General features: G+C 67.9%; 29 protein-coding genes and 1 riboswitch. Of the genes, 8 read left to right on the top strand and 21 right to left on the bottom strand.

Annotated elements, in window-relative coordinates:
• Positions 1-3: 3 nt before the first annotated feature.
• The 3 genes from bufB to ACG00X_RS03655 are packed head-to-tail and all read left to right on the top strand — an operon-like array spanning position 4 to position 2,029.
• Positions 4-855, top strand: coding sequence for an MNIO family bufferin maturase (bufB, locus tag ACG00X_RS03665; RefSeq protein ID WP_394486601.1), 852 nt, complete (start codon positions 4-6; stop codon positions 853-855).
• Entirely contained in the window at positions 852-1,538 is a 687-nt protein-coding gene (locus ACG00X_RS03660; RefSeq protein WP_394486600.1) for an HvfC/BufC family peptide modification chaperone, read from the top strand. Before bufB ends, ACG00X_RS03660 begins: the two co-directional genes overlap by 4 nt.
• On the top strand, positions 1,535-2,029 hold the full coding sequence (locus ACG00X_RS03655; protein ID WP_394486599.1) for a DoxX family protein: 495 nt from the start codon (positions 1,535-1,537) through the stop codon (positions 2,027-2,029). Before ACG00X_RS03660 ends, ACG00X_RS03655 begins: the two co-directional genes overlap by 4 nt.
• Here ACG00X_RS03655 and tolA read toward each other — a convergent pair.
• The 18 genes from tolA to ACG00X_RS03565 form a co-directional block, all read right to left on the bottom strand.
• Positions 2,013-2,909 carry a cell envelope integrity protein TolA gene (gene tolA / locus ACG00X_RS03650; protein ID WP_394486597.1) on the bottom strand — a complete coding sequence of 299 codons (897 nt, stop codon included), beginning with the start codon at positions 2,907-2,909 and terminating at the stop codon, positions 2,013-2,015. The genes ACG00X_RS03655 and tolA overlap by 17 nt on opposite strands.
• A 3-nt stretch (positions 2,910-2,912) precedes the next feature.
• Positions 2,913-3,350, bottom strand: a complete 438-nt coding sequence (gene tolR / locus ACG00X_RS03645) for a protein TolR (protein ID WP_394486596.1) — start codon at positions 3,348-3,350, stop codon at positions 2,913-2,915.
• A gap of 1 nt (position 3,351) precedes the next feature.
• The gene (gene tolQ, locus ACG00X_RS03640) at positions 3,352-4,029 is read right to left on the bottom strand and encodes a protein TolQ (RefSeq protein ID WP_394486595.1); all 678 of its coding nucleotides are present in this window, start codon (positions 4,027-4,029) and stop codon (positions 3,352-3,354) included.
• Positions 4,026-4,448 carry a tol-pal system-associated acyl-CoA thioesterase gene (ybgC, locus tag ACG00X_RS03635; RefSeq protein ID WP_394486594.1) on the bottom strand — a complete coding sequence of 141 codons (423 nt, stop codon included), beginning with the start codon at positions 4,446-4,448 and terminating at the stop codon, positions 4,026-4,028. Before ybgC ends, tolQ begins: the two co-directional genes overlap by 4 nt.
• Entirely contained in the window at positions 4,445-5,623 is a 1,179-nt protein-coding gene (locus tag ACG00X_RS03630; RefSeq protein ID WP_394486593.1) for a pyridoxal phosphate-dependent aminotransferase, read from the bottom strand. The genes ybgC and ACG00X_RS03630 overlap by 4 nt, the downstream gene beginning before the upstream one ends.
• A gap of 7 nt (positions 5,624-5,630) precedes the next feature.
• Complete coding sequence (gene nusB / locus ACG00X_RS03625; protein WP_394486592.1) at positions 5,631-6,122, bottom strand: transcription antitermination factor NusB; 492 nt, start codon at positions 6,120-6,122, stop codon at positions 5,631-5,633.
• Positions 6,119-6,592 carry a 6,7-dimethyl-8-ribityllumazine synthase gene (ribH, locus tag ACG00X_RS03620; protein WP_394486591.1) on the bottom strand — a complete coding sequence of 158 codons (474 nt, stop codon included), beginning with the start codon at positions 6,590-6,592 and terminating at the stop codon, positions 6,119-6,121. Before ribH ends, nusB begins: the two co-directional genes overlap by 4 nt.
• A 15-nt stretch (positions 6,593-6,607) precedes the next feature.
• Positions 6,608-7,705, bottom strand: coding sequence for a bifunctional 3,4-dihydroxy-2-butanone-4-phosphate synthase/GTP cyclohydrolase II (ribBA, locus tag ACG00X_RS03615; RefSeq protein ID WP_394486590.1), 1,098 nt, complete (start codon positions 7,703-7,705; stop codon positions 6,608-6,610).
• 24 nt (positions 7,706-7,729) lie between these two features.
• Positions 7,730-8,773 carry a bifunctional diaminohydroxyphosphoribosylaminopyrimidine deaminase/5-amino-6-(5-phosphoribosylamino)uracil reductase RibD gene (gene ribD, locus ACG00X_RS03610; RefSeq protein ID WP_394486589.1) on the bottom strand — a complete coding sequence of 348 codons (1,044 nt, stop codon included), beginning with the start codon at positions 8,771-8,773 and terminating at the stop codon, positions 7,730-7,732.
• Positions 8,774-8,811: 38 nt separating this feature from the next.
• Positions 8,812-10,131 (bottom strand): type IV pilus modification PilV family protein, encoded by a 1,320-nt coding sequence (locus ACG00X_RS03605; RefSeq protein WP_394486588.1) that lies wholly within the window; start codon positions 10,129-10,131, stop codon positions 8,812-8,814.
• Between the two features lie 12 nt (positions 10,132-10,143).
• A complete protein-coding gene (locus ACG00X_RS03600; RefSeq protein ID WP_394486587.1) occupies positions 10,144-11,436 on the bottom strand; it encodes a PilX N-terminal domain-containing pilus assembly protein in 1,293 nt (430 codons plus the stop codon).
• A complete protein-coding gene (locus ACG00X_RS03595; protein ID WP_394486586.1) occupies positions 11,433-12,176 on the bottom strand; it encodes a PilW family protein in 744 nt (247 codons plus the stop codon). Before ACG00X_RS03595 ends, ACG00X_RS03600 begins: the two co-directional genes overlap by 4 nt.
• Entirely contained in the window at positions 12,167-12,748 is a 582-nt protein-coding gene (locus tag ACG00X_RS03590; RefSeq protein WP_394486584.1) for a pilus assembly FimT family protein, read from the bottom strand. The genes ACG00X_RS03595 and ACG00X_RS03590 overlap by 10 nt, the downstream gene beginning before the upstream one ends.
• 2 nt (positions 12,749-12,750) lie before the next feature.
• Positions 12,751-13,203 carry a type IV pilin protein gene (locus tag ACG00X_RS03585; RefSeq protein WP_394486583.1) on the bottom strand — a complete coding sequence of 151 codons (453 nt, stop codon included), beginning with the start codon at positions 13,201-13,203 and terminating at the stop codon, positions 12,751-12,753.
• Positions 13,204-13,304: 101 nt separating this feature from the next.
• A complete protein-coding gene (locus tag ACG00X_RS03580; protein WP_394486582.1) occupies positions 13,305-13,856 on the bottom strand; it encodes a GspH/FimT family pseudopilin in 552 nt (183 codons plus the stop codon).
• Positions 13,857-14,000: 144 nt separating this feature from the next.
• Positions 14,001-14,444, bottom strand: coding sequence for a transcriptional regulator NrdR (nrdR, locus tag ACG00X_RS03575; protein ID WP_394486581.1), 444 nt, complete (start codon positions 14,442-14,444; stop codon positions 14,001-14,003).
• A 9-nt stretch (positions 14,445-14,453) separates the two neighbouring features.
• A complete protein-coding gene (gene glyA / locus ACG00X_RS03570; RefSeq protein WP_394486580.1) occupies positions 14,454-15,707 on the bottom strand; it encodes a serine hydroxymethyltransferase in 1,254 nt (417 codons plus the stop codon).
• A gap of 61 nt (positions 15,708-15,768) precedes the next feature.
• Positions 15,769-15,895, bottom strand: a riboswitch (ZMP/ZTP riboswitch).
• A 68-nt stretch (positions 15,896-15,963) separates the two neighbouring features.
• A complete protein-coding gene (locus ACG00X_RS03565; RefSeq protein WP_394486579.1) occupies positions 15,964-16,812 on the bottom strand; it encodes a lytic transglycosylase domain-containing protein in 849 nt (282 codons plus the stop codon).
• A gap of 219 nt (positions 16,813-17,031) precedes the next feature.
• Between ACG00X_RS03565 and ubiD the strand changes: the two genes are divergently transcribed.
• Entirely contained in the window at positions 17,032-18,570 is a 1,539-nt protein-coding gene (gene ubiD / locus ACG00X_RS03560; RefSeq protein ID WP_394486577.1) for a 4-hydroxy-3-polyprenylbenzoate decarboxylase, read from the top strand.
• 282 nt (positions 18,571-18,852) lie between these two features.
• On the opposite strand, the gene ACG00X_RS03555 is transcribed toward ubiD, so the two are convergent.
• Genes ACG00X_RS03555 through ACG00X_RS03545 form a run of 3 tightly spaced genes read right to left on the bottom strand, consistent with a single transcriptional unit; the run spans position 18,853 to position 21,594 of the window.
• Entirely contained in the window at positions 18,853-19,683 is an 831-nt protein-coding gene (locus ACG00X_RS03555) for an arginase family protein (RefSeq protein WP_394486576.1), read from the bottom strand.
• The gene (locus ACG00X_RS03550) at positions 19,674-20,912 is read right to left on the bottom strand and encodes a hypothetical protein (RefSeq protein WP_394486575.1); all 1,239 of its coding nucleotides are present in this window, start codon (positions 20,910-20,912) and stop codon (positions 19,674-19,676) included. Before ACG00X_RS03550 ends, ACG00X_RS03555 begins: the two co-directional genes overlap by 10 nt.
• Positions 20,913-20,925: 13 nt before the next feature.
• Positions 20,926-21,594 carry a methyltransferase gene (locus tag ACG00X_RS03545; protein ID WP_394486574.1) on the bottom strand — a complete coding sequence of 223 codons (669 nt, stop codon included), beginning with the start codon at positions 21,592-21,594 and terminating at the stop codon, positions 20,926-20,928.
• Between the two features lie 586 nt (positions 21,595-22,180).
• On the opposite strand from ACG00X_RS03545, the gene ACG00X_RS03540 reads away from it, so the two are divergent.
• The 4 genes from ACG00X_RS03540 to ACG00X_RS03525 are packed head-to-tail and all read left to right on the top strand — an operon-like array spanning position 22,181 to position 26,634.
• Complete coding sequence (locus tag ACG00X_RS03540; protein ID WP_394486572.1) at positions 22,181-23,164, top strand: ABC transporter substrate-binding protein; 984 nt, start codon at positions 22,181-22,183, stop codon at positions 23,162-23,164.
• A 35-nt stretch (positions 23,165-23,199) separates the two neighbouring features.
• A complete protein-coding gene (locus tag ACG00X_RS03535; RefSeq protein ID WP_394486571.1) occupies positions 23,200-24,633 on the top strand; it encodes a sensor histidine kinase in 1,434 nt (477 codons plus the stop codon).
• Positions 24,599-25,054, top strand: a complete 456-nt coding sequence (locus tag ACG00X_RS03530; protein WP_394486570.1) for a response regulator — start codon at positions 24,599-24,601, stop codon at positions 25,052-25,054. The genes ACG00X_RS03535 and ACG00X_RS03530 overlap by 35 nt, the downstream gene beginning before the upstream one ends.
• Positions 25,051-26,634 carry a hybrid sensor histidine kinase/response regulator gene (locus ACG00X_RS03525; protein WP_394486569.1) on the top strand — a complete coding sequence of 528 codons (1,584 nt, stop codon included), beginning with the start codon at positions 25,051-25,053 and terminating at the stop codon, positions 26,632-26,634. Before ACG00X_RS03530 ends, ACG00X_RS03525 begins: the two co-directional genes overlap by 4 nt.
• Positions 26,635-26,775 lie beyond the last annotated feature (141 nt).

Here is a 26,775-nt window from a genome sequence, read left to right as displayed (position 1 = left end):
GGCTTGACCGCCACGCAACCCTTGCCGGCCGAGCCCTGCGTGGGCATCGGCTGGCGGCAGCCGCATTACGAGCAGCTGCTCGCCGAGCGCCCGGCGCTCGGCTTTCTCGAAGTCCATTCCGAGAACTTCTTCGCCGACGGCGGCATCACGCAGGCCGTGCTGGCGGCCGGCCGCGAGGCCTACGACATCAGCCTGCACGGCGTGGGCCTCGCGCTGGGCTCGGCTGCCGGGCTGGACGCGACACACGTCGAGCAACTGGTTCGGCTGGTGGAGCGGGTGCAGCCGCGCTGGGTGTCCGACCACGCCTGCTTCGCGCGCGTGGGCTCGGGCCTGCATGCGGCCGACCTGCTGCCCATCCCGTTCAATGACGAGTCGCTCGCGCTGATGGTCGAGCACATCGGCCGCGTGCAGGACCGGCTGCGCCGGCCGCTGCTCATCGAGAACATCAGCGCCTATGTCGGCTGGGCGGGCGACACGCTGGCCGAGCCCGAATTCTTCAACCTGCTGACCGAGCGCAGCGGCTGCGGCCTGCTGCTGGACGTCAACAACCTGGTCGTTAACGCGCGCAACGCGGGCCATGCCCCGGCGGCGGCCGCGCAAGAAGCCATGCGCTGGGTGGACGCCATCCGGCCGGGCAGCGTCGGCGAGATCCACCTGGCCGGCCACGCCGAGCGCGACGACGGCCTGGTCATCGACGACCACGGCAGCGCCGTGCGCGAGGAGGTCTGGCAGGTCTACCGCCATGCGTTGCGGCGTCTGGGCCCGGTGCCGACGCTGATCGAATGGGACACGGCCGTGCCGCCGCTGGCGGTGCTGCTCGCCGAAGCGGGCCGCGCGAGGGCCTGCCTGCAATGAAGGCCGCACAGCAGGCTTTCGTCGATGCGCTGCTGGGCCGCGGCGCGGCGCCCGACGGCTTGACGGGTACGGAGCCGGGGCTGGCGGTCTACCGCAACAACCTGCGGGCGCTGTCGGCGCAGGCGCTGGCCGTGCCCTTCGGCCGCGTGCGCGAAGCGCTGGGTGAGGCCGACTTCGCCGCGCTGGCCTGGACGTTCTGGCGCGCCTACCCGCCCGAGGCCGGTGACCTGGGGCAATGGGGCGGGGCGTTGGCGGCCTTCCTGGCCGAGCGGGCTGGCGAAGCCTCCGGCCTGCCCGACATGGCGCGCCTGGACTGGGCGGAGCACCAGGCCGAGCGCGCGGCCGACGCCGGGCTGGATGGCGATTCGCTGGCCTTGCTGGGCACGACACCGCCCGAGCAGCTGTGGCTGGTGCTGCGGCCGGCGGTGTCCTTGCTGGCGCAGCGCAGCGGGCCGGTGCTGGTTTGGCGCGACGGCTGGCGTGCCGTGTCGCAGGCCGTTTCGGCCGGCGACGCCGCGTTCACGCAGGCGCTGCTGGCCGGCGTGAATCTTTCCGACGCGCTGGTGAAAGGTTCGGCCGCCACGGCCGACTTCGACTTCGGCGCCTGGCTGCAAGCCGCGCTCACGAACGCCTGGCTGCACAGCGCCAGGACGACACCACCGAACCGGATCACGCCCCCATGAAAGCTCTCCTCCGCGTCGCGCTGCGCACCTTCACCGACCCCGGCCAGCTGGCGCCAGCCGTGCCCACGCGGCTGCCGGCGCCGCTGGCCGCGGTGACCAGCCATCTGCAGTCGCTGGCGCTGCTGGCGGCCCGGCTTTACGTTGCCCAGGTGTTCTTCCTGTCCGGGCTGACGAAGCTGCGCGACTGGTCGTCCACGCTGGCCTTGTTCAACGACGTCTACAGCGTGCCGCTGCTGCCGCCGACGGTGGCGGCCTACATGGGCACGGCCGGTGAACTGGCGCTGCCGGTGCTGCTGGTGCTGGGGCTGGCGGGCCGCTTCGCCGGCGCGGGCCTGTTCGTCGTGAACCTGATGGCCGCGCTGTCGCTGCAGGCCGACGACTTCTCGCCGGCCGCCCAGGCCCAGCACACGCTGTGGGGTGTGCTGGCGCTCGGGATCGCGCTGTGGGGCGCTGGCCGGTGGTCGGTCGACCGCCTTATTCGCGTGGCTTGAAGCTCAGGATGATGACCGGCGGCACGCGGCCGTCGCTGTCACGGGGCAGGACCTCGGCCTTCTCGATGGCGCGCAGCACCGCCCGGTCCCAGTCGCTGTCGCCGCTGGGCTTGATGATCTTGCTGCCGAGAATGCGGCCGTCGGGGCCCAGCGCCACCTGAACCTCGGCCGTCGGGTTGGCGGCGCCCTCGTCCGAGTAGATGATCAGCGGGCGGATCTTGCCCTTCACGCGGCCCACCCAGCCGGCCGACGGCGCCGAGTTCTGGGCGGCCGCGCCGCTGGACCCCGGCGTGCCACCCGCCATGCCCTGGATGCGGCGCAGGTTCTCCAGACGCAGCGCTTCACGCTTGGCGTCGGCGTCCTTGGCGGCTTTCGCCTCCTTGGCGTCCTTCGCCGCCTTCTCGTCCTTGAGCTTCTTGCGCTCCTGCTCTTCCTGGGCGGCTTTGTCCGCCTTTTCCTTGGCGGCTTTGGCGGCCTTGTCGGCTTTCTCCTGGGCCTCGCGGGCCGCTTTCTCGCGCTCCAGCTTCTCGGCCTCTTCGCGGGCCTGCTGTTCCTTGCGCTTTTTCTCCTTGGCGATGGCGATTTCGGCCTCGCGTTGCTGCTGGGCGGCCTCTTCGGCCTCGCGCTGTTGCTGCTGTTGTTGAGCCTTCAGGTCGGGCTTGGGCGCTTCCGGCTCGGGCTCGGGTGGCGCTTCTTCGCGCGGTGCGGCCACTTGCGGCACGGACGACCACAGCTCGGCCTCGAAGGCCGGCTCGGCATCGCTGCGCCAATGCAGGCCGGCGCTGAGTGCCAGCACCAGCAGGCCGTGCGCAATCAGCGCGAAGAGCAGGCCGCGGCCGAGACCATCGGCCTCGGGGGGGCGGAGCGTGGCGGTCGTCATGGGCTACTTGCCCGCCGCGCCGCTCTTGACGGCCAGGCCCACGCGCTGCACGCCGGCACGCTGCAGCGTGTCCATGACCTGCACGACGGCTTCGTACTTGACGTTCTTGTCGGCGGAGATGACGACCGGGCTGGTGGCGTCGCCGCCCTGCGCCTTCTTCACGCGCTCGGCCAGGCGGTTCACCGGGATGCTCTCGGGCTCCAGCTGGTCGACCTTGATCTTGAGCTTCTCGTCCGTGCCGACGATGACCTGAATGACGTGGTCGGGCTGCTGCTTGCTTTTGCCCACGCTGGGCAGATCGACAACCCCCGTCGTGATCAGTGGCGCGCTGACCATGAAGATGATCAGCAGCACCAGCATCACGTCGATGAAGGGGACCATGTTGATCTCGTTCATCGTGCGGCGGCCGCGGCCGCCGGATCGCTGAATGGTGGCCGCCATGTCAGTGGACCTGCGTGGCGTTGCGCTGCAGGATGTTGGAGAACTCGTCGATGAAGGTCTCCAGCGTGATGGCGCTGCGGTCGATCTGGCGTGCGAAGCGGTTGTAGGCCAGCACGGCGGGGATGGCCGCGAACAGGCCGATGGCCGTGGCGACCAGCGCTTCGGCGATGCCCGGCGCCACGGTGGCCAGCGTGACCTGCGTCAGGTTGGACAGGCCGACGAAGGCGTGCATGATCCCCCAGATGGTGCCGAACAGGCCCACATAGGGCGACACCGAGCCGACCGACGCGAGGAAGGACAGGTTGCTCTCCATCGCGTCCAGCTCACGCTGGAAGCTCGCGCGCATGGCGCGGCGGGCGGCGTCCAGCAGCGAGTCGGCGTCCGTCACGCGCTTCTCGCGCAGCTTCATGAACTCGCGCATGCCGGACGCGAAGATGCGCTCCAGCGGCGCGCCGTCGGTGCGGTTGCCGACCGACTGGAACAGGTCGTTGAGGTTCTTGCCGCTCCAGAACTCGGCCTCGAAGGCATCGTTGCGGCGCTTGATCTGGCCCAGGCCGATGAGCTTGCCGAAGATCACGGTCCAGCTGGCCAGCGACACGAGCAGCAGGCCGGCGATGACGAGCTGCACCGCGAAGCTGGCGTGCAGGATCAGGGAGACGATGGAAAGGTCTTGGTTCATGGAGCGATCGCTTTGACGACGGCCGATTGGACGATGTCGGGGAGGCGTTGGGGTTTCAGGTCTTCGGCGCGGACGCAGCCGATGCGGATCTCGCCGTCGGCCAGCAGCGTGTCGCCCCGCAGCGCGCGTTGGCGCACGACGAGGCTGGCACGGCCGGCAGGTTCGGGGTCGACGGTGATGGTGAGCAGGTCATCCAGCCGGGCCGGCGCGAGGTAGCGCAGGCTGGTGCTGGCGACGACGAACATGATGCCGGTGTCCTCGCGCAGCTGGTGCTGTTCGACGCCGGCCGCACGCAGCCACTCGGTGCGGGCGCGCTCGAAAAACTTCAGGTAGTTGGCGTAGAAGACGATGCCGCCGGCATCGGTGTCTTCCCAGTAGACGCGCACCGGAAACTGGAACGCTGCCGGGGCGATGCTCATGCCAGTACCTCGCGCAGCCGCGCCACGGCCTCGTGGAGGTCTTCCATCGACGACGCGAAGGACAGGCGCATCCAGCGCTGCGGGTCGGCCAGGCCGAAGTCGCGGCCTGGCGTGAGCGCGACCTGGGCTCGCTGCAGCAGTTCGTGGGCGAAGGCCCAGCTGTCGGCGTGGAAGCGCGACACGTCCATCCACGCGTAGAAGGCGCCGTCGGGTGCGACCGGCACGGGCAGGCCCAGGTCGTTCAGCGCCGGCACGATGAAGTCGCGGCGCTCGCGCAGCACCGCCCGGCGGCGCTCGAATTCGGCGATCGAGTCGGGCTCGAAGGCAGCCAGTGCGGCCAGCTGCGACAGCGTGGACGGGCAGATGTAGAGGTTCTGCGCCAAGCGTTCGATCGCCGGCACCAGCGCCGGCGGCAGCACCAGCCAGCCCAGCCGCCAGCCGGTCATGCCGAAGTACTTGGAGAAGCTGTTGATCGAGACGATGTCGTCGCCCAGCGCCAGGGCAGTGCGGCTGAAGTGGTCGTCGTAGCTCAGCGGCAGGTAGATCTCGTCGACCACCGTGACGCCGCCCCAGCCGCGCACGAAACCGGCGATGTCGGCCAGCACCTCGGGCGCGATGGAGGTGCCGGTCGGGTTGCTGGGCGAGGCCAGCAGCACGCCGCGCGTGGCGGGTGTCCAGGCGTCGCGCACCTGGGTGGCGTCGAGCTGGAAGCGGCCGGCGGCCGTGGTGGGCAGCAACCGGGGCGTTGCATCAGCCGCTGTCACGAAATGGCGGTTGCACGGATAGCACGGGTCCGGCATCAGCACTTCGTCGCCCTGCTCGAAGAGGGCGAGGCAGGCCAGCTGCAGGCCGGCCGACGCGCCGGCCGTGATGGCGATGCGCTCAGGCGCAACGGCCAGGCCGAAGCGCTGCTCGTACCAGCGCGAGATGGCTTCTCGCAGCGCCGGCAGGCCGAGGGCGTCGGTGTAGGGCGTGGGCCCTTGGGCGATGTGCGCCGTCGCGTCTCGCACGGCCGGAGCGGCGCCGAAGTCGGGCTCGCCGATGTTCAGCCGGATCATCCGCCGGCCGCCACGCGCCGGGTCACACAACGGCCCGGCCGCCACCTGCGCGGCGGCCTTGGCCAGCTCCATGACGTAGAAGGGCTCGATGCGGTCGAGCCGGGCGGCGAGCTTCACAGCGGCATCAGCGCTTGGCGGTGACCTCGAGTGGGCGCAGATCCACGGCCGCACGGTCCAGCACGCCGTTGACGTACTTGTGGCCGTCGGTGCCACCGAAGGACTTCGCCAGCTCGACGGCCTCGTTGATGGCCACGCGGTAGGGGATGTCCAGGCAGTGCTTGAGCTCGTAGGCGCCGATCATCAGGATGGCGTGCTCGATGGGCGAGAGCTCGGTCGTCTTGCGGTCGACATGGCGGGCGAGGATGGCGTCCAGGTCGGCCGCCTCGTGCACGCAGCCGCCCAGCAGCGCTTCGTAGTGCTTCAGGTCGAGCTTGGCATAGCCTTCCTGCTCGCGGCCCAGCGCGATGATGGCGCCGATGTCCTCACCGGCCAGCAGCCATTGGTAGAGGCCTTGCAGCGCGGCTTCGCGCGAGCGGCGGCGGGCCGACTTGGCAGGTGCCTTCTTGCCGGCGGGTTTGGCGGCCGTCTTGGGGGCGGTCTTTTGCGGTGCGTTCACTCGATCTCTTTCAGCAGGTTGGCCATTTCCACGGCGACGCGCGCGGCATCGCGACCCTTGGGTTCGGCACGGGCCCAGGCCTGGGCTTCGTTCTCGACCGTCAGGATGGCATTGGCAATCGGGATGCCATGGTCCAGCCCGACGCGCGTCACGGCCGAGCCGCTTTCGTTGGCGACCAGCTCGAAATGGTAGGTCTCGCCGCGGATGATGCAGCCCAGCGCGATGAGCGCGTCGTAATCATTCGTCTCGGCCAGCGCCTGCAGCGCCAGCGGCACTTCCAAGGCGCCGGGCACCGTGACATGGCGGATGGCTTCGGCCGGCACGCCGAGCACCGACAGCTCGGCCAGGCAGGCGCTGGCCAGCGTCGAGGTGATGGCGTCGTTGAAGCGCGCCTGCACGATGGCGACGGTCAGTTCGCTGCCGTCGAGGGCGCCTTCGAAGCCGGGCAGGCCTTGGTCGGAGTCTTGCATCGCGTGCCTCTCGTTTCAGCAGTTGGGGGCGGCGACGAAGCCGGTCACTTCCAGCCCGTAGCCCACCATGCTGGGCATGCGCCGCGGGCTGCCCAGCAGTTTCATGTGATGCACGCCCAGCGCCTTCAGGATCTGGGCGCCCACGCCATAGGTGCGCAGGTCCATGGCGCTGCGGGCCGGGGCGTCGCTGGTCTGGGCCCGAGCCCGCGCGAGCACGCCGGCGGCGTCTTCGCCACAGTTGAGCAGCACCACCACGCCCGCCGGGCTGGCCTTGACGGCCGCCAGCGCGGCCGGCAGCGGCCAGGAGTGGCCACAGGCGCCGGCTTCGAGCAGGTCCATCACCGACAGCGGCTCGTGCACGCGCACCAGCACTTCGTCGCTGCCGCTCCAGCGGCCCTGGCTCAGGGCCAGGTGGGTACCGCCCGTGCGGTCGGTAAAGACGCGGCAATCGAACTCGCCCTGCGCCGTGTTGAGCTTGCGCTCGGCGACCTGGGTGACCAGGCTCTCGTGGCGGCTGCGGTATTCGATGAGGTCGGCGATGGTGCCGATCTTCAGGCCGTGCTCGGCGGCGAAAACTTCCAGGTCGGGCAGGCGCGCCATGCTGCCGTCGTCCTTCATGACCTCGCAGATGACCGAGGTGGCGGACAGGCCGGCCATGCGCGCGAGGTCGCAGCCGGCTTCGGTGTGGCCGGCGCGCATCAGCACGCCGCCGTCCTGGGCCTGCAACGGGAAGATGTGGCCGGGCTGGACGAGGTCGCTGGCCCGCGCATTCGGGGCGACCGCCGCCTGCACGGTGCGGGCCCGGTCCGCGGCGGAGATGCCGGTGGTGACGCCTGTGGCCGCTTCGATCGACACGGTGAAGGCCGTGCCGTGCTGCGCGCCATTGCGGCTGGTCATTGGCGGCAGGTTCAGCCGCTCGCAATGCTCGCGCGGCAGCGTCAGGCAGATCAGGCCGCGGCCGTACTTGGCCATGAAGTTGATGGCCTCCGGCGTGACCAGATCCGCCGCGAGGACGAGATCACCCTCGTTTTCGCGGTCTTCTTCGTCGACCAGGATGACCATGCGGCCGGCCGCCATCTCGGCGACCAGCTCAGGAATGGGAGAGATGGGCATAACCACGGATTGTAGGTGGCGACCCTAGGCCGGGCGCAGTCTCAGCCGCAGATCCTGGCCCACGGGTGTGGCTTCCACCAGTTGCCAGCGTCTGGCCTGTTGCAACCCGGCCAACGGCGCCAGCGCAGCGAGCGGCCGGCCTTCGCCGATCAGCATCGGCGCCTGGTAGATGAGCAGCTCGTCGACGAGCCCGGCGTCGAGGAAGGCGCCCGACAGCGTCGGCCCGGCCTCCACGTGCAACTCATTGATGCCCTGGCGACCGAGGTCATCCAGCAGCGCCGGGAGATCCGCCCGGCCCGGGCCGATGACACGGGCCTCGCCGGGCGGTTGCAGGATGCGCGCACCCGCCGGCAGGCGCTGCTGTGGATCGAGCACCAGGCGCAAGGGCTGCTTCGGCGTGGGCACGAGCCGCACATCCAGCCGTGGGTCGTCGGCCAGCACGGTGCCGATGCCGGTCAGTACGGCACCAGCCCGGCGGCGCCAGGCGTGGCCGTCCGTGCGGGCGGCCTCGCCGGTGATCCATTGGCTGCGGCCGTCGGGCAGCGCCGTGCGGCCGTCCAGCGAGATGGCCGACTTCAGCCGCACGAACGGGCGGCCGCGTTGCATGCGGGAGAAAAAACCGATGTTGAGCTCGCGGGCGGCGTCGGCGACGCCCGCGTCGGCCAGTTGGACGTCGATGCCAGCGGCGCGCAGCCGATCCACGCCCTGGCCGGCAACCTGGGGGTTGGGGTCCTGCACGGCCACCATGACGCGGGCAATGCCGGCCGCGATCAAGGCGTCGCAGCAGGGCGGCGTGCGGCCATGATGTGAACAGGGCTCGAGCGTGACGACGGCGGTGGCGCCGCGCACGTCATGCCCGCGCGCGGCGGCGTCGCGCAGTGCCATGACTTCGGCATGGGCCTGGCCGGCCGCCTGCGTGTGGCCGGCGCCGAGTTCCCGCCCGTCGGCAGCGAGGATGATGCACCCGACGCGCGGGTTGGGGTCGGTCAAACCGATGGCTTGGGTGGCCAGCGCAAGCGCACGAGTGAATGCCGCGGGGGCGGCGTCGGGAAAGTCGGGAGCGGGCATCCGCCCAGTCTAGCCAGCTGCGGCTCCGCGGGATGGGCTCACGGCGCGGGCGCCGGCTGGATCTGGTAGGTCGAGTAGTCGACGAAGCGGCTGGCTTCGACGTCGGCGGGCAACACCGGGCAGCGCGCGCTGGCCTTGCCCGGCATCACGAGGAAATTCTGGCGTGTCAACGAATACGTGACGCCGAGATAGGTCTGCGGGTGTTCCTCGTTGTCGACCAGGAAGCCCGGCCGCGTGGAGATGGTGCGGTAGGTATAGCCGTTGCCGTTGTAGTCGGCGCTGTAGCGGCATACCTTGTATTGCCCGCTGTCGGTGCCCACCGACAGCCCGGTCAACAGGATCTGGCCCCACCAGTTGCGCTGCGAGTTGGGGTAGACGATGCAGAAGTAGTTCACCATCTTCTGCCGGGGTGTGCTGGCGGGCGGCGCATCGCTGTAGCACTCGTGGTTGGGCGAGGGATAGTCGTTCCCGCCGGGAGCGAGCGCCGTCTCCTCTTTGTTCTTGAACTGGCTGGGGCTGAGCTCCAGCTTGGCCGACAACGGCTGGGGCAGGGCGTCGGCCTCCGGGGCTGAGGGATCGGGCGCGTCCAGCGTCGAGAAGCGGATGGTCCCGCTTGCGAGATAGCCGATGGTGCTGTTGTCGCAGGAATCGATGCTGCTGGGTGTCAGGCTCGTCAGCGCAGTGCCCACCGGGATCTCGCAGCGCCCGGTGATGACGCCGGTGATGTTGTTGAACACCCAGACCCGCACTTGGCTGGCGTTGGGGCGAAACACGCTGCTGCCATTGCCCAGGTCCGTGGCCGAGGTCGGCACGACGGGGTTGCGCTTGTCGGGCTGGCGCACGCCGTTCGTTGGTGGCGTGACGCCGAGGGCGACGCCGTAGACGGGGTCGGTCCGCGACACGATGGTGTCCAGCAGCAGGGACTGCGCGGCGCCGCTGCGGTCGTTCCAAGACACGGTGACGCTGACGGTCTTGGCCCGTGGTTCGTCCGAGTTCTGGATCAGCGGCGTCACGGTGCGCGACAGCAGGAAGGTCGCGTTGGCGTTGTCCAGAGCAGCCGTTCTCGACGCCACGGTGACGATGTCGTTGTCATAGTCGCGAACGCTGGACGCCGCGCTGGCGGGCTTGGCGAGCACCGAGAACGCGCGCACGGTGGCCATTTCCGCCTGCGCAATGCGCATGGCTTCGCTGCGTTGCTTGGCCAGGTCGCCGCTGCGGCGCAGGTTGCCTTGCAGGCCGACCAGCGCCACCATGCCGAAAGACATGACCAGCAGCGCGACCAGCGCTTCGATCAGCGTGACGCCGCGTTGATGCGGAGCGATCAGCTTGCGGCAGGGGAAGCGCGGGTTGATGGCCATGTTGCACCGCCTTCAGTCGATCCAGCCGCCCGGTATGCGCACATAGCTGCCCAGGCGGTTGCGCATCTGATCCGCCACCGTTTGCTGGTAGACGATGTCCACCGGGCCCGCCGACGTCATGTCGCCGCCGACCAGCACGATGCCGTTGACCACCGAGGGCACGCCGGCCGTGTTGGCCCAATCCAGGTCGCCCTTGGCGACGAGCATGCCGTTGATCTGCATCGGCCCGCTGAGCGTCACCCGGCCGCTGGCGATGATGAGCACGGGGTCGGACAGCTGGGCCAGCGTCCGGCTGGTGGCGAGGGTCATGTCGCCGTCTATCCACAGGATGCGTTGCCCGGCCTTGTAGGCGGTGTCGATGGCGTCGGAGCAGTCGGCATCGCAGGTGACCGTGCGCAGCGCCGGGTGCGTCGGGTAGCGGCTCACGCTGGCGCCCATGAACATCTTGAACACGTCGTCCGCACTGGCCGCGCGCTGAAGGCTCTCGTCGTTCTGCAGGACGGCCTGGCTCGTCGCCGCGCCGGGCACGGTTTCCAGCCGCGCATCGATCTTGCCCGTCCAGCTGCCGCCCAGCGTGGCCAGCAGCCCTGCGGCACGTGCATCGCTGTTGTGCAGGCCCAGGCCCGCGCCAGTCGAGCGGATGTCGCCGCGCACGGTCAGCGCGGAGGCCGGCGGCGTGCGCACCGCGCTGACCAGCGCCAATTCGACCTTCAGCAGGATGCCCGAAAGCTGGTTTTTGCTGACGAAGGTGCGCTCCACGATGCCGAGGTTGCACCGATCGACGACGCTGTCCGTGCAGGACTGCACGTTCAGCAGCACCGTGCCCCCGCGCCCACGGTTATCGAAGAGCACGCCGAAGCTGGGCGTGAAGCCTGGCGCGTTGACGCTCGTCTGGGCGGTGTGGGCGGAACTCGCATCAGCGCACCGGCACGTCCAGCCTTGGCCTGCGACGTTGCGGGCGCAGTCGATGATCCCGCCGTTGTCGCTCGACCTGGCGGTGATGCTTCGATCCGAAGCGTTCACGGTCAGGTAGCGATCGACGAAGCGCTGCCCACCGTTGGCGAGCGGTGTGCAGGCACCGTCCACACCGGTGCCGTTGAGCTGGGCCAGCGTCCACTCGACGCCGGCTTCCGCCACTTCCTGTGACAGGCTGGCGCGGTAGTAGCTGCTGGCCATGCGTTGCTCGAACAGCAGGCTGCGGTTGGCATAGGCCGCGAGCAAGGCCATCACGAGGAACAGCACCATGACGACGACCAGCGTGGCGGCCCCCGTCTGGCTCCTGAACGGTGTGCGGCGCGTGTTCATGCCGGGCAGGCTCCGACGATCTTGTCCGCGCGCAGGCGCTCAACACCAGTCAGCGTGCGCTTGACCCGGCTGTCGTGGGCGGCCTCGGCGTCGATCCTGAACCGCACCTGGCGAACCACATGCCGCGGGCAGGCCGCAGCGCCTGCCGTGGGCGGGTCACAGGGCTGGTCGCAGAAGTCACCGACGTCCGTGGCCTGCAGTTCATCCAGGTCGATGGTGAAGTCGGTGATCTTGACTGCGTCGGGGTCGGTGATCGGCTGCCAGTTGGGCTGCCCGCTGGCCAAGCCGATCATCAAGTACAAGGTTTTGCTTGCGCGGTCCCAGCGGAAGCCGAAGTTCTCGTTGTCACGCACGCTGCCGGTAGCGCTGTAGGCGCCGCGGGCGTAGCGGTAGGTCAGCGAGCGGCCGGCGTTGTTGTCGGTCCTGGCCATCTCGGCGAACTGGCTGGCCGACGCCGCAAGGGCAGCCTGCTGGTTCAACGAGCCGTCGCCAGACGGCGGAGCCCACACACCGAGCTCCGAATTGCCCCGAAAACCGGCGCGGCGCAGGTCTTGCTGGAGGAGGTCGGCGGCGGTACGCAAGTCCTGCTGGATCTGCGTCTCCAGCATCAGCCGGCGGTGCTCGTTGATCTGGTTGACCGCCAGCACCGCCGCCGCAGCGCTGACGATGAGCCCGATGGTGATGCCCACCATCAGCTCCACGAGGCTCAGGCCTCGTTGCGTGAAGCGCTTCAGCTGCATACCGGGAACCCACCGATGCTGCCGTCGGGTGAACAGGTGCGAACCCGCCCGGCGTTGCTGTACTGAACGGCGAGGCGGGCACCCGTGCGGGCGCCGCTGACCGTCACGACGAGGTTCTCGACGTCAGTCAGGCGAGGGTCACGGACGAAGCTGACGACCCCCGTTCTCCCCCCCCAGTCCGCGGTTGCGGCAAAGCTGACGGAGTTGCCGCGCGGCAGCAGCAACTCCCTCAGCACCTTGGCGTCGCCGATTCGGCATGCCCTGGCCAGATTGCATTGGCAGGTGTCGTTTCTGCCGGCGCTCACGCGGATGCAACTGCCAAAGTCGGTGATGTTCGCCGGCACCGCTTCGAGATGCAGGTTGAACGGCGCGTTGACGGCGTTGGCTTCGGTGCGCGCAAAGGCAATGATGCTGGCGATCTCACCGGCGGTGGCGATGATGCGGCGACGTTCTATCAAGCTGCTGAACGACGGCACCGCCACCGCGACGATCACGCTCAGCACGATGACGGCGACGGCCATCTCAACCAGCGTCACGCCGACAACGGAGCGGTGCTGTGCGGCGCGCTTCATGCTCAGTGCGCCCAGCAGAGGTCCGACGTGACCCGGTCGCCGGAGCCCGTGGCGAGGTACTTGAACACCGAGCCCTCGAGCCGCACGCTCAAGGTTGCGCAGTCCTGGGCGTCGCCAGCTTGCGCGCTGTCCGATTTGGGCCGGGCCGTGACCTGGTAGCCGGCGACGAAGGCTGGCTCCGAGACGGACTCCAGCGTGTAGTCGTAATACTTGGTGGCGCCACTGAAACCCACGGTCGTCAGCGCGCTGGCATAGGCGGTGTTGTTGGAGCGATAGCGCTCCTGCGCTTGCACGATGGAACTCAGCTCGGCGACGGCGTCTGCGCGGCGGCTGCGCTGGATGTACGACACGAGGTTGGGGTACGCGATCGCCGCCAGGATGCCGACGATGACGACCGCGATCATCAGCTCGATGAGCGTGAATCCGCGGCGTCGATGACTGGTGGCGGGGCGCATGGCGATGTCATTTTGAGTTTCTGATGCTCACCAAAGGTTACAGAAAATCCGCTTGTCGGGTCTTGACTACCGCTTGTCGCCGTCACCGCGAATGCGGGGGCTCAGGAACACAAGTTCATGCCGGGCAATTTGGTGCCCGTGGAGCAGCTGCGCACGCGCCCGGTCAGCGCGACGACCTGACGGATGCCCGGGCCGTTGTCCAGCTTCAGCTCGATGCTGCCGGTCTGCGTCACCAGCCCCTGCCGATGCTGGAACTGCAGGTTCTCCGCGTTGCTGCTCAGCCGCATGGGTTGGTGGGTCGGCAGCCACTCTGCCTTGATGATGTTGCTGCCCGGCGCCTTGCAGACAGCCTGGCCGCCCGCGCAGTCGCAGTCATTGCGCGCGCCCGTGTGCAGCACGTAGCAGGATTCGGCACCCTTGCGGCTGATGCGGAACTGGACGGCTTCGCCCATGCGGGCGGCTTCGCTGCGTGCGAACCGCAGGTCGCTGGCGAGCGCCTCGGACGTGGCGCGCAGCGCCCGCTCCTGGCGCAGCTTGCTCAGGCTGGGCAAGGCCTGGCTGAGCAGGGCGGTGGCGATGCCGAGGCAGGTGAACAACTCGACCAGCGTGAATCCACGCTGGTTGCGACGACCGGTGGTGCGGCTGGTGTTCATGGTGGCTCCCTGCGGTTCGTTGGCGATGTACGAACTCTAGGAAGCCGCTGCCGGCCGGTCTTTACCCCCAAGGGTGGGGCGGTGGGGGATGCCGCAGCCCGGCTCCCCCGGGCTCCCTCCGAAGCGGGATAGGGAAACCCCGGGTTAAATTTCCCGGATCAGCTGACGGAACTCGTCGACGTCCTCGAAGCTGCGGTAGACGGACGCGAAGCGCACGTAAGCGACCTTGTCGATGCGCTTGAGCTCGCGCATGACCAGTTCACCCAGCCGCGTGGACGCGATCTCGCGGGCGCCGCTGGCCAGCAGCTTTTCCTCGATGCGGTTCAGTGCGGCGTCGATCTGCTCGACGCTGACCGGCCGCTTGCGCAGCGCCAGCTGCATGGACGCACGCAGCTTGCTGGAGTCGAAATCGGCGCGCCGCCCGTCTTTCTTGACGACCGAGGGCAGGGCGATGTCCGCCCGTTCATAGGTCGTGAAGCGCTTGTCGCAGGACAGGCAGCGGCGCCGGCGCCGGACGACATCGCCCTCGTCCGACTCTCGGGTCTCGGAGACCTGGGTTTCGGTGTGAGAGCAGAACGGGCAGCGCATCGGGGCCGATCAGCCGCGGTACACCGGGAAGGCGGCCGTCAGCGCGGCCACCTTCTCGCGCACGGCGGCCAGATTGGCTTCGTCGTGCGGCTTGTCGAGCACGTCGGCGATCAGGTGGGCGGTGGCACGCACCTGCTCTTCCTTGAAGCCGCGCGTCGTCATGGCCGGCGTGCCCAGGCGGATGCCGCTGGTGACCATGGGCTTTTGCGGGTCGTTCGGGATGCCGTTCTTGTTGCAGGTCATGTGGGCGGCGCCCAGGATGGCCTCGGCTTCCTTGCCGGTCAGGTTCTTGGGGCGCAGGTCGACCAGCATGACGTGGCTTTCCGTGCCGCCGGAGACGATGCGCAGGCCACGCTCGATCAGCGTCTCGGCCAGCACCTTGGCGTTCTTGACGACCTGTTCCTGGTAGGCCTTGAACTCCGGCGTCAGCGCTTCCTTGAAGGCCACGGCCTTGCCGGCGATGACGTGCATCAGCGGGCCGCCCTGGATGCCGGGGAAGATGGCCGAGTTGATCTTCTTGGCGATGTCTTCCTTGTTCGTCAGGATGATGCCGCCACGCGGGCCACGCAGGCTCTTGTGCGTGGTGGACGTGACGACGTCGGCGTGGGGCAGGGGATTCGGGTAGGCGCCCGCGGCGATCAGGCCGGCGTAGTGCGCCATGTCGACCATGAAATAGGCGCCGATCTCCTTGGCGATCTTGCCGAAGCGCTCGAAGTCGATGCGCAGCGAGTAGGCCGAGGCGCCGGCGATGATGAGCTTGGGCTTCTTCTCGCGGGCCAGGGCTTCCATGGCGTCGTAGTCGATCTCTTCCTTGGCGTTCAGGCCGTAGGAGATGACGTTGAACCACTTGCCGCTCATGTTCAGCGCCATGCCGTGCGTCAGGTGGCCGCCTTCGGCCAGGCTCATGCCCATGATGGTGTCGCCGGGCTGCAGCAGCGCGAAGAACACGCCCTGGTTGGCCTGCGAGCCGGAGTTGGGCTGCACGTTGGCGAACTCGGCGCCGAACAGTTGCTTGACGCGGTCGATGGCCAGTTGCTCGGCGACGTCGACGTACTCGCAGCCGCCGTAATAGCGCTTGCCCGGGTAGCCTTCGGCGTACTTGTTGGTCAGCTGGCTGCCCTGGGCCTGCATGACGGCCGGCGAGGTGTAGTTCTCGCTGGCGATCAGCTCGATGTGGTCTTCCTGGCGGCGGGTCTCGTTCTGGACGGCGGTCCAGAGTTCGGGGTCGACCAGGGCGAGGGTGGAGGTGGTGCGGTCAAACATGGCTCGTGCTTCCGAAGGTCAGGCGATGAATCCCAGGCGCTCACGAGCAGGCGTGACGACACTGGGCTGCCCAGGCGAACGGCTGAAAGCGGCTGTCACGCAGACAACTGACAACCGCCTCACGCTCCCCGGTGGTGACCCACCTCGGGTCAGCTGGGTGACCCTGATCGCCAGTCGCGTGAGCGGCCAGTGTAATGTCTGCGGCGACTCGTCGCCCACACTTGCCGGCGGAGATCCGCCACCGGCGTCTTGCCGCTCAGTGCAGCAGCGCGACCTGGGCGGTGTCGTCGGCTGCCGGGGCCGAGGCAGCCTCACGCAGCGGGCGGGCCGTGATCGATGGCGGCACCAGTCGGCCGGCGGCGACGGCTTTCAGCAGATCCTGCTCCGCCATCACGCGGGCGGCGTAGCCGGCGTCGTCGGCCAGGTTGGCGGCCCCCACGTAAAAGCGCAGCCCTTCTTCCAAGCTGCCGGCGCGCTGCACACATTCCTTCAGCACCTGCACGCCGACGCGCAGGTTGGTGACCGGGTCAAACGCCGCCAGCGTGCCGCCGAAGGGCTCGTACTTGTCGTCATGCACCCGCGTCATGACCTGCATCAGCCCCTGCGCACCCACGTTGCTCTGCGCGAACGGATTGAAGCGCGACTCGATGGCCATGATGGCCAGGATCAGCGTGGGCTCGACCTTCGCGCGGTTGCCGACCGCCCAGGCTTCCTGCACGAGCCGGCTGATGGGCTCAGGGGCCACGCTGTAACGCCGCGCCAGCCAGTGGGCGATGGCGGCCTGCTGCCGGCTCAGTTCTTTTGGATTGGTGGCGGTGGCGCGTGCGATGGCATCGGGCTCGGCCGCAGCCAGCAGCGTGTTGCCTTCAGCCTCGGCACGCGCCTCCTGGCGGGCGTTCAGCCAGCCCAGCGTCGCGGATTCGATTTGCGCCCGCAGACCCGACTGGCTGACAAAGATCAACAGCACGGACACCACCGCCAGCCCGACCAGGGCCAGCGTGTTGTGGCTGACGACGAGCAGGCCGTTGCCGATGTCCTGAACGAACAGCGACGCCGAATCCCGCGTGTGGCGAGCCAAGCTGATGATGTTTTGACGTGTCGTCATGCAACTCCTTGGTGCCGCCCTGTGCCGCGGGCCGCTGCAGTTGCGGCCGCCCAGGCTGAGCGACGGTGATAATTTCCGGCCGTCATGCGTGGTCTGCGGCGTCTGCGCGCCCGGTGGACCTGGCCGGTGGGGTTTCGGTGGAAACCCGGAGCGGGCGCATTCTAGGGTTTGAAGATAACCCGTCAAGGCTGTTTTGGCCGATCAAAACTACTTTCAGTTATGAAATACAGCGACCTGCGGGACTTCATCGCCGGCTTGGAAGGACTGGGTGAACTCAGGCGCGTGCGTGAAAAAGTCTCGCCAGTGCTGGAGATGACGGCGCTCAGCGACCGCGTCTTGAGGGCCGGCGGGCCCGCGCTTTTGTTCGAGTCGCCTACAGGCTTCTCCACCCCCGCCTTGACCAATCTTTTTGGGACAACGCGACGCGTCGCGCTCGGCATGGGGGCGGAATCGCTGGCCGACCTGCGGGACGTGGGCCGCGTGCTGGCCAATCTGAAGGAACCCGAGCCCCCCAAGGGGCTGAAGGACGCGGGCAAGCTGCTGCAGATGGCCAAGGCGCTGTGGGACATGAAGCCGGCGCTGCAGCGCCGTGCAGCTTGCCAGGAGGAGATCCTGGAGGGCAGCGACATCGATCTCGGGCGTCTGCCCATCCAGCATTGCTGGCCGGACGACGCCGCGCCGCTCATCACCTGGGGCCTGGTGATCACGCGAGGGCCGGCGCGCACGCGGCAGAACCTGGGCATCTATCGTCAGCAGGTCATCGGCCCACGCCAGGTCATCATGCGCTGGCTGGCTCACCGCGGCGGGGCGCTGGATTTCCGAGATTTCGCGCTGGCCCAGCCCGGGCAGCCGTTCCCGATCGCGGTGGCGCTGGGGGCGGACCCCGCCACCATCCTCGGCGCGGTGACCCCGGTGCCCGACAGCCTCTCGGAGTACCAGTTCGCAGGCTTGCTGCGCGGCTCCCGGACCGAACTGGTCAACACGGACGTCGGACATGGCGCGCCCCTGCAGGCGCCCGCTTCGGCCGAGATCGTTTTGGAAGGGCACATCCCGCCCGCGTCGGCGGGTTACACCGGCATCAGCGCCCACGGCGTGCCGCTGAAAGAGAAGGGCGGTTACCTGCATGCGCTGGAAGGGCCGTTCGGCGATCACACCGGCTACTACAACGAGCAGGACTGGTTTCCCGTCTTTGAGATCACGCGGCAGACGCAGCGCCGCAACCCGATCTATCACTCCACCTACACCGGCAAACCGCCCGACGAGCCCGCCATCCTTGGTGTGGCCCTCAATGAAGTCTTCGTCCCAATCCTGCAAAAGCAGTTCCCGGAGATCGTTGACTTCTATCTGCCGCCCGAAGGCTGCAGCTACCGCATGGCGGTCGTGTCCATCAAGAAGGCCTACCCAGGGCACGCCAAGCGCCTGATGTTCGGCATCTGGAGCTTCCTGCGCCAGTTCATGTATACGAAGTTCATCGTGATCGTGGACGACGACATCGACACGCGCAATTGGCAGGAAGTCATCTGGGCCATCACGACCCGGATGGACCCCGTGCGCGACACGACATTGGTGGACAACACGCCGATCGACTATCTGGACTTCGCGTCTCCGGTCAGCGGGCTGGGCGGCAAGATGGGGCTGGATGCCACCAACAAGTGGCCGGGCGAGACCGACCGCGAATGGGGGCGGGGCATCACGCTGCCGGCAGAGATCACGGCGCGTGCCGAAGCGCTGTACGAGCAACTCTTCTTGAAGCCCTGACGCCGCTCGCCTACTGTTGTTGGGCCTATTCAGGCGCAACCTCTGGCGCAATCTTTGCGCGCCAGGAGCCCAGTGGCTGAATGCCATTGAGCCCCAAGGTGGCATCGCCACCCGCCCCGCCGGGCCTCCAGCCCGGCGGGGTTTCTTTTTGGCGGCCGCTGTACTTCGGTCTACGCGTCGTGCCGCCTACAGGCGGATGCGTGACGAGGCGGGGCGAGCGCTGGGGAGATGGCGCCATTCATGCCGTGCGTCGCCATGACGCGAATCGACGTGTTGGATTCGTCAGGCGCAGATCAGCGTGTTGAGCATCGCCACGCAGGTCCGCGCGGTCCGGTCGTCGGCATCCTGTTCTGCATGCCAGCCGGAGACCGAGACGGCGACGATGTCGTAGCCCCGCAGGGTCTGGAACAGGTCCAGCACGTCCGTTGCGCTGGGGCCCTGCCGGACGTGGTATTTCAGCGCCGGCATGGCGGCTCGATCGTCGATGACGTCGGTATCCCAGTGCACATAGATGCGCTCTCGGGGCTGCAGTTGCGTCAGCACCTGGTCCAGAGGAACGCGCCGGATGCGCGAGCCGAGCAGGGCTTCGCGCTCGCCGGGGTCGAGGTCGCGTGCGTCGGTCAGCACGATCTGCTGCTCCGGATAGGCCTGCACGCCGATGCGAGCCAGGCAGTCGCGGACCGCCCGGTTGCGCGGGTCGGGCCCGGCATCCACCCGGCCGACGAACATTGCCAGAGGCATGCCGCCGATGTATTGCGTCTGCGTGGTGGCCCAGGTGTGGAAGTCGCCATGGGCATCCAGCCACAGCACGCGTTCCGGTGTCCGGCCGGCTTGCTGCAGCCCGGCCAGCATGCCCAGGGCCGAGACGCAGTCGCCGGTGATGCTGACGGGGCGGCTTCCGCTGCGGGCCAGCGCCGCGACCCGCGCGGCCAGCAGGGCGTAGAGGCCGCCCATGTTGTTCAGCCTGAGCATCGGGTCATCGATGTTGGTCGCCGCCAGGGTCTCGGGCGCGAGCACTTCCCAGGGGTGAGTGTCGATGTCGAGCACGCGGCACAAGCCGTCGCGGCGCTGACCCATCAGGTAGGGCAGCAGAAGCCTGGTGTTCATAGCCATGTGTCTGGCTCCATGGTGTAGCCCAGCCGGCTCATCATCTCGCGCACCTCGGCGCGCCGCGCCATCTGCAGCAACTGTTCGCCACGCTTGTGCCAGCGCCTCACACGAGGTGCGTCGGTGGCCATCTTGACGGGCAGCACGCCCGGCAGGGACATGGTGGGCAAGCCCAGGTGATCGGTGATCTTGCCGAGCACCGCGGCGGGGTCGGCGATGAAGGCCTCGAAGGACACGCGAAGGCTGCAGACGCCGCTTTGCAGGATGGCATCGTGAGCGGAATGCCACTGATTCAGGCAGACGTCTTCCAGCCTGGCACGGGTGAATTGTCGCCAGTTGCGAGGCAGGTCGAACTTCCACCATTTGCGGCCGAAAGGCACGACGTCTGAATAGCCCCGGATGGCGAGTTGGCAGCCGACCCTGCCGAGGTCGTGCGAGAAAAACCCCAGCGGGTAGAGCCAGCCATCCATGAGGCCGTTGACCGACTGGGCGAAGCCTCGGGTGAGGTGGATGTAGGTGACCCTGGCGTTGGGAAAGAGCTGCTCGTAGGTGCCAATGCGATAGGCATCCGACGGTGACTTGAACAACAGCACCGACTCCGCGACATCGTCCAGGCCGAAGCGCCGCCGCCTGAGCGATGGCACGACGAAGGGCGGCTCTTCGATCTTCAGTGGCTCATCGAAATAGAGGCCGCCACCGGGGGGCGCGTTGCCGTCGTAGTAGCCGATGCGCCAGGGTTCGTCGCGGAAGACCGCCGCGAGGATCTGCGCCTGAAGCTCCGTCTCGCTGCGGCAATCGGCGCCGTCGATCTGGTTCAGCGCCGCTTCCAGCGACTGCTCCAGGTGTCGATTGGCGTCGGCCTCCAGGAACCTTGCCGGGAACTGCAGCAGCAGCCGGTTCTTCCACTTCCTGAGCAGCGAGTCGGTGTCGAGAAGCTCGGGCGAGGCAAAGGAGATCTCATCCAGGATGCAACTCGTCAGCTCCGCGGCATTGGCCACCCATTCGATGCAGTCACTGTCCGAATTCAGGTTGAAGCCATTACCACACAGGGCCAGCAACGGGTCCAGTTCGCCGTCCAGCGAGGCGATGCGGGGATGCTGTGCCAGCGCCTCCTTGAAGAGGCTGGACCCGCAGCGCGAACTGGACAGGATGACCACCACGCGGCGCACCAGAAAATCCAGCTCGGAACCCGGCACATCGCGGCGAGACTTGATCGCCCGAAGAAAGCTGTCCACGGCAGCCGGCGTGTCAAGCCCGGGTCATCTCGAAGACAAAGAACTCCTGACGACGGGAGTCGTCGGTGGCTTCACGGGCGAACTCCGTCACCTTCAGGCCCGCCGCCTGAGCGAGGCGCTCCATGGCCTCGATCTCGCCGAAGTTGGACTGCACGAAATAGACGCGCCCGCCGGGCTTCAGATGCCGGCCCACGCCCTCGAAAAAGCGAGTGTTGGTCTTGAAACCCGTGTCCCATTGAGACATGGCCACGACGTCGGGCGCCGGCTTGTTGCGGAAGGGCAGATTGGCCGTGATGACGTCGAACTGCTCTTCGCCCAAGGCCTCGAACAAGTCAGATCGCAGCACCTGCATGATGTCGGCAAAGCCGTGCTTTCGGGCATTGAGCGTAGCGCTCTGGACGGCGGCCGGGTTGATATCCACCCCCACGACCCGCGCCGCGCCGCCATAGCAGGCGAAGACGCCGATCACGCCTGAGCCGGTGCCCACGTCGAGCACGTGATCGCCCGGCGAGATTCGCAAGTTTTTGACCAGTGGCTGGCTGTCGGCAAAGGGCCAGAAGGTGTCGGGGAAGACCCAGAACTCCTTGCCCAGATAGCTGATCGTGCGGCCTTCGGGCGGCACCGATTTGAATAGTTGCTGCCGCTGCATCTGCCACTGATCGGTAAAGCTGCCCAAGTCCATCGGCCACCTCCGTGACGACCGCCTAGTCCAGCGAATCAGTGAAATTGGTGGTGCGTGAGCCCCTGGCCAGCCGCAATCAAGGCGCAAGCGCGCAGGCGTGTAGGCACCCGGCAAGCGCTTGCAACGCGGAGTGCGGCTGGCCAGGGGCTCACCCTTCGGGCAGGGGGCAGGCCGGGCTGGCCGCGTCGTTGCAGCGCTTGCCAAGGCGGCCAGCCTTGGCTGCGCGCTGCGCCTAGCCGCCAGCCCGGCCAGCCCCCTGCGCACCACCGATTTCACTGATTCGCTGGACTAGCGCCCTGGCGTTCCAGGGCCTCCCTGTCCGGTCGCTTCAGGGTGTCGAGCATTGCCGGTTTCGGTGGAACTGGCAATCACCACGATGTCGATTCGGGTGCCAGGCCACGAACCGTGGGGCCGTGAGGGGCGCCGTCCTTGCAAGACCCGGGCGGCACCCCTACCATCCATTCGAGCGAAATTAGTCAACACACTTAACTCGATATCAGAAGGCCGCACGGCCTCGGAGTGTTGAGTGCGGGAGGACCATTTGAGCGCTCCACCCCTCGCGGGACGCCGCCTGAATCGTCGTCATTTGACCGGCCTTGCCGCGCTGGCCATGTTCGCCACGTGGCTGGGGGTGAGCCGTCGCCGGACCGCTCAGCCGTCGGTGACCGAGAAGCTCTCGATCGCGTTGCCGCAGGCGCCTCACGCCGGCCTCATCCACCTCGCGGCGGCGCAGGGACTGTTCGAGTCGCACGGCCTCGCGGTGACGGTGCTGGCCCAGACCCATGGCAAGGCCGCGCTGGCCGCGCTGCTGAGCGGCGGTGCCGACATGGCCGCCGCCGCCGACGTGCCCGTCGTCATCGAGGTTCTCAAGGGCGCGCCATTGGGCATCGTGGCTGCGGTGGCGAGTGCTTCCAATGAACTGGCGGTGCTGGCGCGTCAGGACCAGCGGGGTGTTTCGCCGGCGGACCTGCAGGGGCGTCGGGTCGGCGTCACGTTGGGCACCAGCGGGGAATACTTTCTGTGGGCCTTCATGGTGCGCCATCGGCTGGCGCCACAGTCGCTCACCCTCGTGGACCTGCCGCCGAGCGAGCTGGTCGGCGCGCTGCGCGATGGCCGTGTGGACGCCATCGCGGCCTGGCAGCCCGTTCGGCAGGAGGCCGAGCTGGCACTGGGAGGCGCCGTCGCGTCCTTCACGGCTCCGGATGCCTACGCCCAGAACTATGTGCTCGCCGGCCGCAGCGATGTCCTCGCCGGCCGTGGTGAGGCCTTGCGTCGCCTGATGCTGGCCCTGCTGGACGCGGAGCGGCTCGTGCAGGCCTTCCCCGCGAAGGCCAAGACCTTGCTGGCTGGACGCCTGAAACTCGGTCCGGATGCGCTGGAGCCGGCCTGGCAGGCGCTCGAGTTGGGGGTCGACCAGCAGCAGGATCAGTTGATCACGCTCGAGGACATCGCCGGCTGGGCGATGGCCCGCCGCTATGCGCCGGTGCAGCCCATGCCGAATTTCCTGTCCCATCTCAGCCTCGACGCCTTGCAGGCTGTGAGTCCGGATCGGGTGACGGTGGTCAGATGAAGATCAGTCACAAGGCTCGAATCGCGGCGACGCTGATGTTCGGCGCCATGGTGCTGATCGCCGCCAGCATCGCCTGGGCCAATGCCCAGGTGAGCGCCGCTGTCGAGCAGCGTCGCCACAGCGGCGAGATCGCGCTGGCGCTCAACGACATGCGCATGGTGTCCTTCGAATACCTGCTGAACCGGCGGGAGCGGGCCCGCTTGCAGGAGCAGGCTGTCTGGCAACGCCTCGAAGGCCTGCTCTCGCAGCCTGACACCGGGGACGAAGCGACGGCCAGGGCGCTGAGGGCACTTCGGGCGAATGGCGAGGCCAGCCACAACCTGTTTGTCGAAGTTGGCCCGACGCGGGGGCCGGCGAGCGCGGGCGACGACATCCAGCGCCGTTTCGAGACGCAGCTGTCCAACCGGCTGCTGATCATTCAGCAGCGCGGCCTCGTGGACGCCGCCCAGCTGATCGAGAGCGCGGGTGCCCGGATTGACGAGACGCAGCGGCGCGTCGTTTTCGTGACGGCGTCCGGGTTGGCCTTGATGGCGTTGATCACCGGGGCCGCGGTCTGGATATTCCGGCGTGACGTGCTCAGCCCGATCGCGCGGCTTGAGCACGCCACGCGTGAGGTGGCGGCCGGCAACCTGGATTTCGAGCTGAATGTCGACAGCGCCGATGAGATCGGCGAGACGGCGCGCCACTTCGATGCGATGACGCGCGCGCTGCGGGATTCCTTCAGCCGGCTCGAGCTCAGCAACCGCGAACTCACATCGCTGAACAGCGAGCTCGAGTCGTTCAGCTACTCCGTCTCGCACGATCTGCGCAGCCCGCTGCGCAGCATGGATGGATTTTCGATGGCGCTGCTGGAGGACTACGGCGACAAACTCGACGATGAAGCGCGCGACAGCCTTCAGCGCATTCGCGGCGCCAGCCAGCGCATGGGGCGGTTGATCGACGAACTGCTCGGGCTGGCCCGGGTGACGAGGGCCGAGCTGCGGATTCAGGCGGTGGACATCAGCGCCATGGCCCGTGAGATCGCGGCCGGGCTGGCCAAGACTCAGCCCGAGCGCCGGGTGCGTTGGGACATCGAGGAGGGCATCACGGTGCAAGCTGATCGCGAGCTGATGCAAATCGCCTTGCAGAACCTGCTCGACAACGCCTGGAAGTTCACCGGCAAGACCGCCGACGCGGCGATCCACGTGGGCCAGCGCGAAGAGGAGGGCGACCGGATCTGCTTCGTCTCCGACAACGGCGCCGGCTTCGACATGGCTTACGCCGAGCGCCTCTTCGGGGCCTTCCAGCGCCTGCATCACGAAAGCGATTTCCCGGGCACGGGCGTCGGCCTTGCGATCGTGCAGCGCGTGCTGCGGCGCCACGGCTGGCCCCTGTGGGCCCAGGCGTCGCTCGGCCGTGGCGCCAGCTTCTTCTTCCGTATCCAGGAGCCCACCGATGATCGACGAGAGCAAAGTCATCCTGTTGGTTGAAGACAATGTGGACGACGTCGCGCTGACGATGCGTGCGTTCAAGCGCAGCCATCTGATGAACCCGGTGGTTGTGGCACGCGACGGCGTGGAGGCGCTCGACTTTCTCTTCGCGCGCGGCGCCCACGCCAACCGTGCGGGCGCGCCGCTGCCCACGCTGGCCATCCTCGATCTGAAGTTGCCAAGGCTTGACGGGCTGGGGGTGCTCAAGGCGCTGCGCGCGGACGCACGCACAGCCATGCTGCCGACGGTCATCCTGACGTCTTCGAGGGAGGAGCAGGACATTGTTTCGGGCTACAAGCTCGGAGCGAACAGCTATGTGCGCAAGCCTGTCGACTTCACGGAGTTCGTCGAGGCGGTCAAGGTGCTCGGCATCTATTGGCTCGCACTCAACCAGTCGCCGCCGGGGTCTGCTTCGTCATGAACGCGGCGCAGCCGGTCAGGATTCTTGCCGTCGAGGACTCGGAGAACGATGTCCGCCTGGCGATGCGCCTGCTGCGCCGCGCCGGCTTCGAGCCCGAGTTCCACCGCGTCCAGGACCTGGCCGCCCTGCAGGCGGCGCTGGTCGCCGGAAGCTGGGATGCGGTGATCTCGGACTTCAGCATGCCCGGCTTCAGCGGCCTGGAGGCGCTCAAGGCCTTCCAGGCGACCGGGCTGGACATCCCGTTCATCTTCGTCTCCGGCACCATCGGCGAGGAGACGGCTGTCGTCGCGATGAAGGCCGGCGCCAGTGACTACGTCATGAAGGACAACATGAGCCGGCTCGCGCCGGTGCTGGACCGCGAACTGGTTCAGTGCGCTCGCCGGGCCGCGCACCGGGACGCCGAAGCGGAGCTCAGACGCTTTGAGCAGCAACTCGGCGAGGCGCAGAAGATGGAGTCGCTGGGCACCCTCGCCGGGGGCATCGCCCACGACTTCAACAACATCCTCGGCGCCATCCTTGGCAATGTCGAGTTGGCGCGGGGGGAGCTCGAATCGGGCCACCCTGCGCTGCCGATGATGGGCGAAATCCAGAAAGCCGGGCTTCGTGCGCGCGATCTCGTCCGCCAGATCCTGACCTTCAGCCGTCGAGAACCGCAGCAGCTGCGCCATGTCGCCCTGCAGCCCATCATCGAAGAGACCTACAGCCTGCTGCGCGTGACCTTGCCGGCTGCGGTCGACCTCGAATTGCGGCTGAGCGACGTGCCCCTGCATGTGAACGGCGACGCCACGCAGCTCCAGCAAGTGTTGATGAACATGAGCACGAACGCCTGGCATGCGTTGCGCGGCGAGGCCGGCAGGATCGTGATCGGCCTGGACGCCCGCTATCTCGACGCGGCCACGGCCCGATCCCTCTCGGGCCTGGCCGCCGGGCCCCATGCGCATCTGTGGGTCAGCGATACCGGCATGGGCATGGACGACGCCACACGCAAGCGGATCTTTGAGCCCTTCTTCACGACCAAACCCACCGGGCAGGGGACAGGCCTGGGGCTGTCCGTCGTGCATGGCATTGTTGTCGCGCACCAGGGCAGCATCGCCGTGGACAGCCAGCCCGGGCAGGGGAGCACCTTCCATCTGTACCTGCCTGCCGTCAGCTCGCCGCCGGTCGTCGCCAGTGAGCCTCGCAAACGAGACGAGCCTGTTCGTGGCAATGGCGAGCACGTGATCTACCTGGACGATGACGAGACGGTCACGCTGGTGGTCGTCGGCCTTCTGGCACGGGCCGGCTATCGCTGCAGCAGCTTCACCGAAGCTGCTGCAGCGATAGCCGCGGTCGCCGCGTCACCGGAGGGCGTGGACTTGTTTGTGACCGACTACAACATGCCCGGCCGCTCAGGTCTTGACGTCGCGCTGGAGGTCGCGGCGATCCGCCCAGCGCTACCCGTTGTGATCAGCTCTGGCCTGATCACGGATGAACTGCGCGAGAAGGCCACCCGTGCAGGTGTTCGCGCCCTGCTCGAGAAGGAAGACACGTTTCGCGACCTGACGCCCTTGGTCGGGCAGCTGTTGGCTTCGAAAAAATGAAGGCCTTGCGCTGATCCAAAGTGCTGGACGGTCAGCTGGTCGATCGAAGTGGAAGAACAAATAGAAAAGCGCCCTTTAGGGCGCTTCGCTATTGTGTTTCTGGCGGAGAGGGCGTCCGACTTCTCTTCATCTGATCGAGTC

The sequence above is a fragment of the Pelomonas nitida genome (assembly GCF_043555975.1).
Taxonomy (GTDB): Bacteria; Pseudomonadota; Gammaproteobacteria; order Burkholderiales; family Burkholderiaceae_C; genus Pelomonas; species Pelomonas nitida.
This window is presented reverse-complemented; position numbering and strand designations above follow the sequence as displayed.

What these genes read in the sequence shown, in the direction of transcription:
- ACG00X_RS03660 (WP_394486600.1), top strand. Translation starts at nt 852, where the DNA reads ATGAAGGCCGCACAGCAGGCTTTCGTCGATGCGCTGCTGGGCCGCGGC.
- ACG00X_RS03655 (WP_394486599.1), top strand. Translation starts at nt 1,535, where the DNA reads ATGAAAGCTCTCCTCCGCGTCGCGCTGCGCACCTTCACCGACCCCGGC.
- tolA (WP_394486597.1), bottom strand. Translation starts at nt 2,909, where the DNA reads ATGACGACCGCCACGCTCCGCCCCCCCGAGGCCGATGGTCTCGGCCGC.
- tolR (WP_394486596.1), bottom strand. Translation starts at nt 3,350, where the DNA reads ATGGCGGCCACCATTCAGCGATCCGGCGGCCGCGGCCGCCGCACGATG.
- tolQ (WP_394486595.1), bottom strand. Translation starts at nt 4,029, where the DNA reads ATGAACCAAGACCTTTCCATCGTCTCCCTGATCCTGCACGCCAGCTTC.
- ybgC (WP_394486594.1), bottom strand. Translation starts at nt 4,448, where the DNA reads ATGAGCATCGCCCCGGCAGCGTTCCAGTTTCCGGTGCGCGTCTACTGG.
- ribH (WP_394486591.1), bottom strand. Translation starts at nt 6,592, where the DNA reads ATGCAAGACTCCGACCAAGGCCTGCCCGGCTTCGAAGGCGCCCTCGAC.
- ribBA (WP_394486590.1), bottom strand. Translation starts at nt 7,705, where the DNA reads ATGCCCATCTCTCCCATTCCTGAGCTGGTCGCCGAGATGGCGGCCGGC.
- ribD (WP_394486589.1), bottom strand. Translation starts at nt 8,773, where the DNA reads ATGCCCGCTCCCGACTTTCCCGACGCCGCCCCCGCGGCATTCACTCGT.
- ACG00X_RS03605 (WP_394486588.1), bottom strand. Translation starts at nt 10,131, where the DNA reads ATGGCCATCAACCCGCGCTTCCCCTGCCGCAAGCTGATCGCTCCGCAT.
- ACG00X_RS03600 (WP_394486587.1), bottom strand. Translation starts at nt 11,436, where the DNA reads ATGAACACGCGCCGCACACCGTTCAGGAGCCAGACGGGGGCCGCCACG.
- ACG00X_RS03595 (WP_394486586.1), bottom strand. Translation starts at nt 12,176, where the DNA reads ATGCAGCTGAAGCGCTTCACGCAACGAGGCCTGAGCCTCGTGGAGCTG.
- ACG00X_RS03590 (WP_394486584.1), bottom strand. Translation starts at nt 12,748, where the DNA reads ATGAAGCGCGCCGCACAGCACCGCTCCGTTGTCGGCGTGACGCTGGTT.
- ACG00X_RS03585 (WP_394486583.1), bottom strand. Translation starts at nt 13,203, where the DNA reads ATGCGCCCCGCCACCAGTCATCGACGCCGCGGATTCACGCTCATCGAG.
- ACG00X_RS03580 (WP_394486582.1), bottom strand. Translation starts at nt 13,856, where the DNA reads ATGAACACCAGCCGCACCACCGGTCGTCGCAACCAGCGTGGATTCACG.
- nrdR (WP_394486581.1), bottom strand. Translation starts at nt 14,444, where the DNA reads ATGCGCTGCCCGTTCTGCTCTCACACCGAAACCCAGGTCTCCGAGACC.
- glyA (WP_394486580.1), bottom strand. Translation starts at nt 15,707, where the DNA reads ATGTTTGACCGCACCACCTCCACCCTCGCCCTGGTCGACCCCGAACTC.
- ACG00X_RS03565 (WP_394486579.1), bottom strand. Translation starts at nt 16,812, where the DNA reads ATGACGACACGTCAAAACATCATCAGCTTGGCTCGCCACACGCGGGAT.
- ubiD (WP_394486577.1), top strand. Translation starts at nt 17,032, where the DNA reads ATGAAATACAGCGACCTGCGGGACTTCATCGCCGGCTTGGAAGGACTG.
- ACG00X_RS03555 (WP_394486576.1), bottom strand. Translation starts at nt 19,683, where the DNA reads ATGGCTATGAACACCAGGCTTCTGCTGCCCTACCTGATGGGTCAGCGC.
- ACG00X_RS03545 (WP_394486574.1), bottom strand. Translation starts at nt 21,594, where the DNA reads ATGGACTTGGGCAGCTTTACCGATCAGTGGCAGATGCAGCGGCAGCAA.
- ACG00X_RS03535 (WP_394486571.1), top strand. Translation starts at nt 23,200, where the DNA reads ATGTTCGGCGCCATGGTGCTGATCGCCGCCAGCATCGCCTGGGCCAAT.
- ACG00X_RS03530 (WP_394486570.1), top strand. Translation starts at nt 24,599, where the DNA reads ATGATCGACGAGAGCAAAGTCATCCTGTTGGTTGAAGACAATGTGGAC.
- ACG00X_RS03525 (WP_394486569.1), top strand. Translation starts at nt 25,051, where the DNA reads ATGAACGCGGCGCAGCCGGTCAGGATTCTTGCCGTCGAGGACTCGGAG.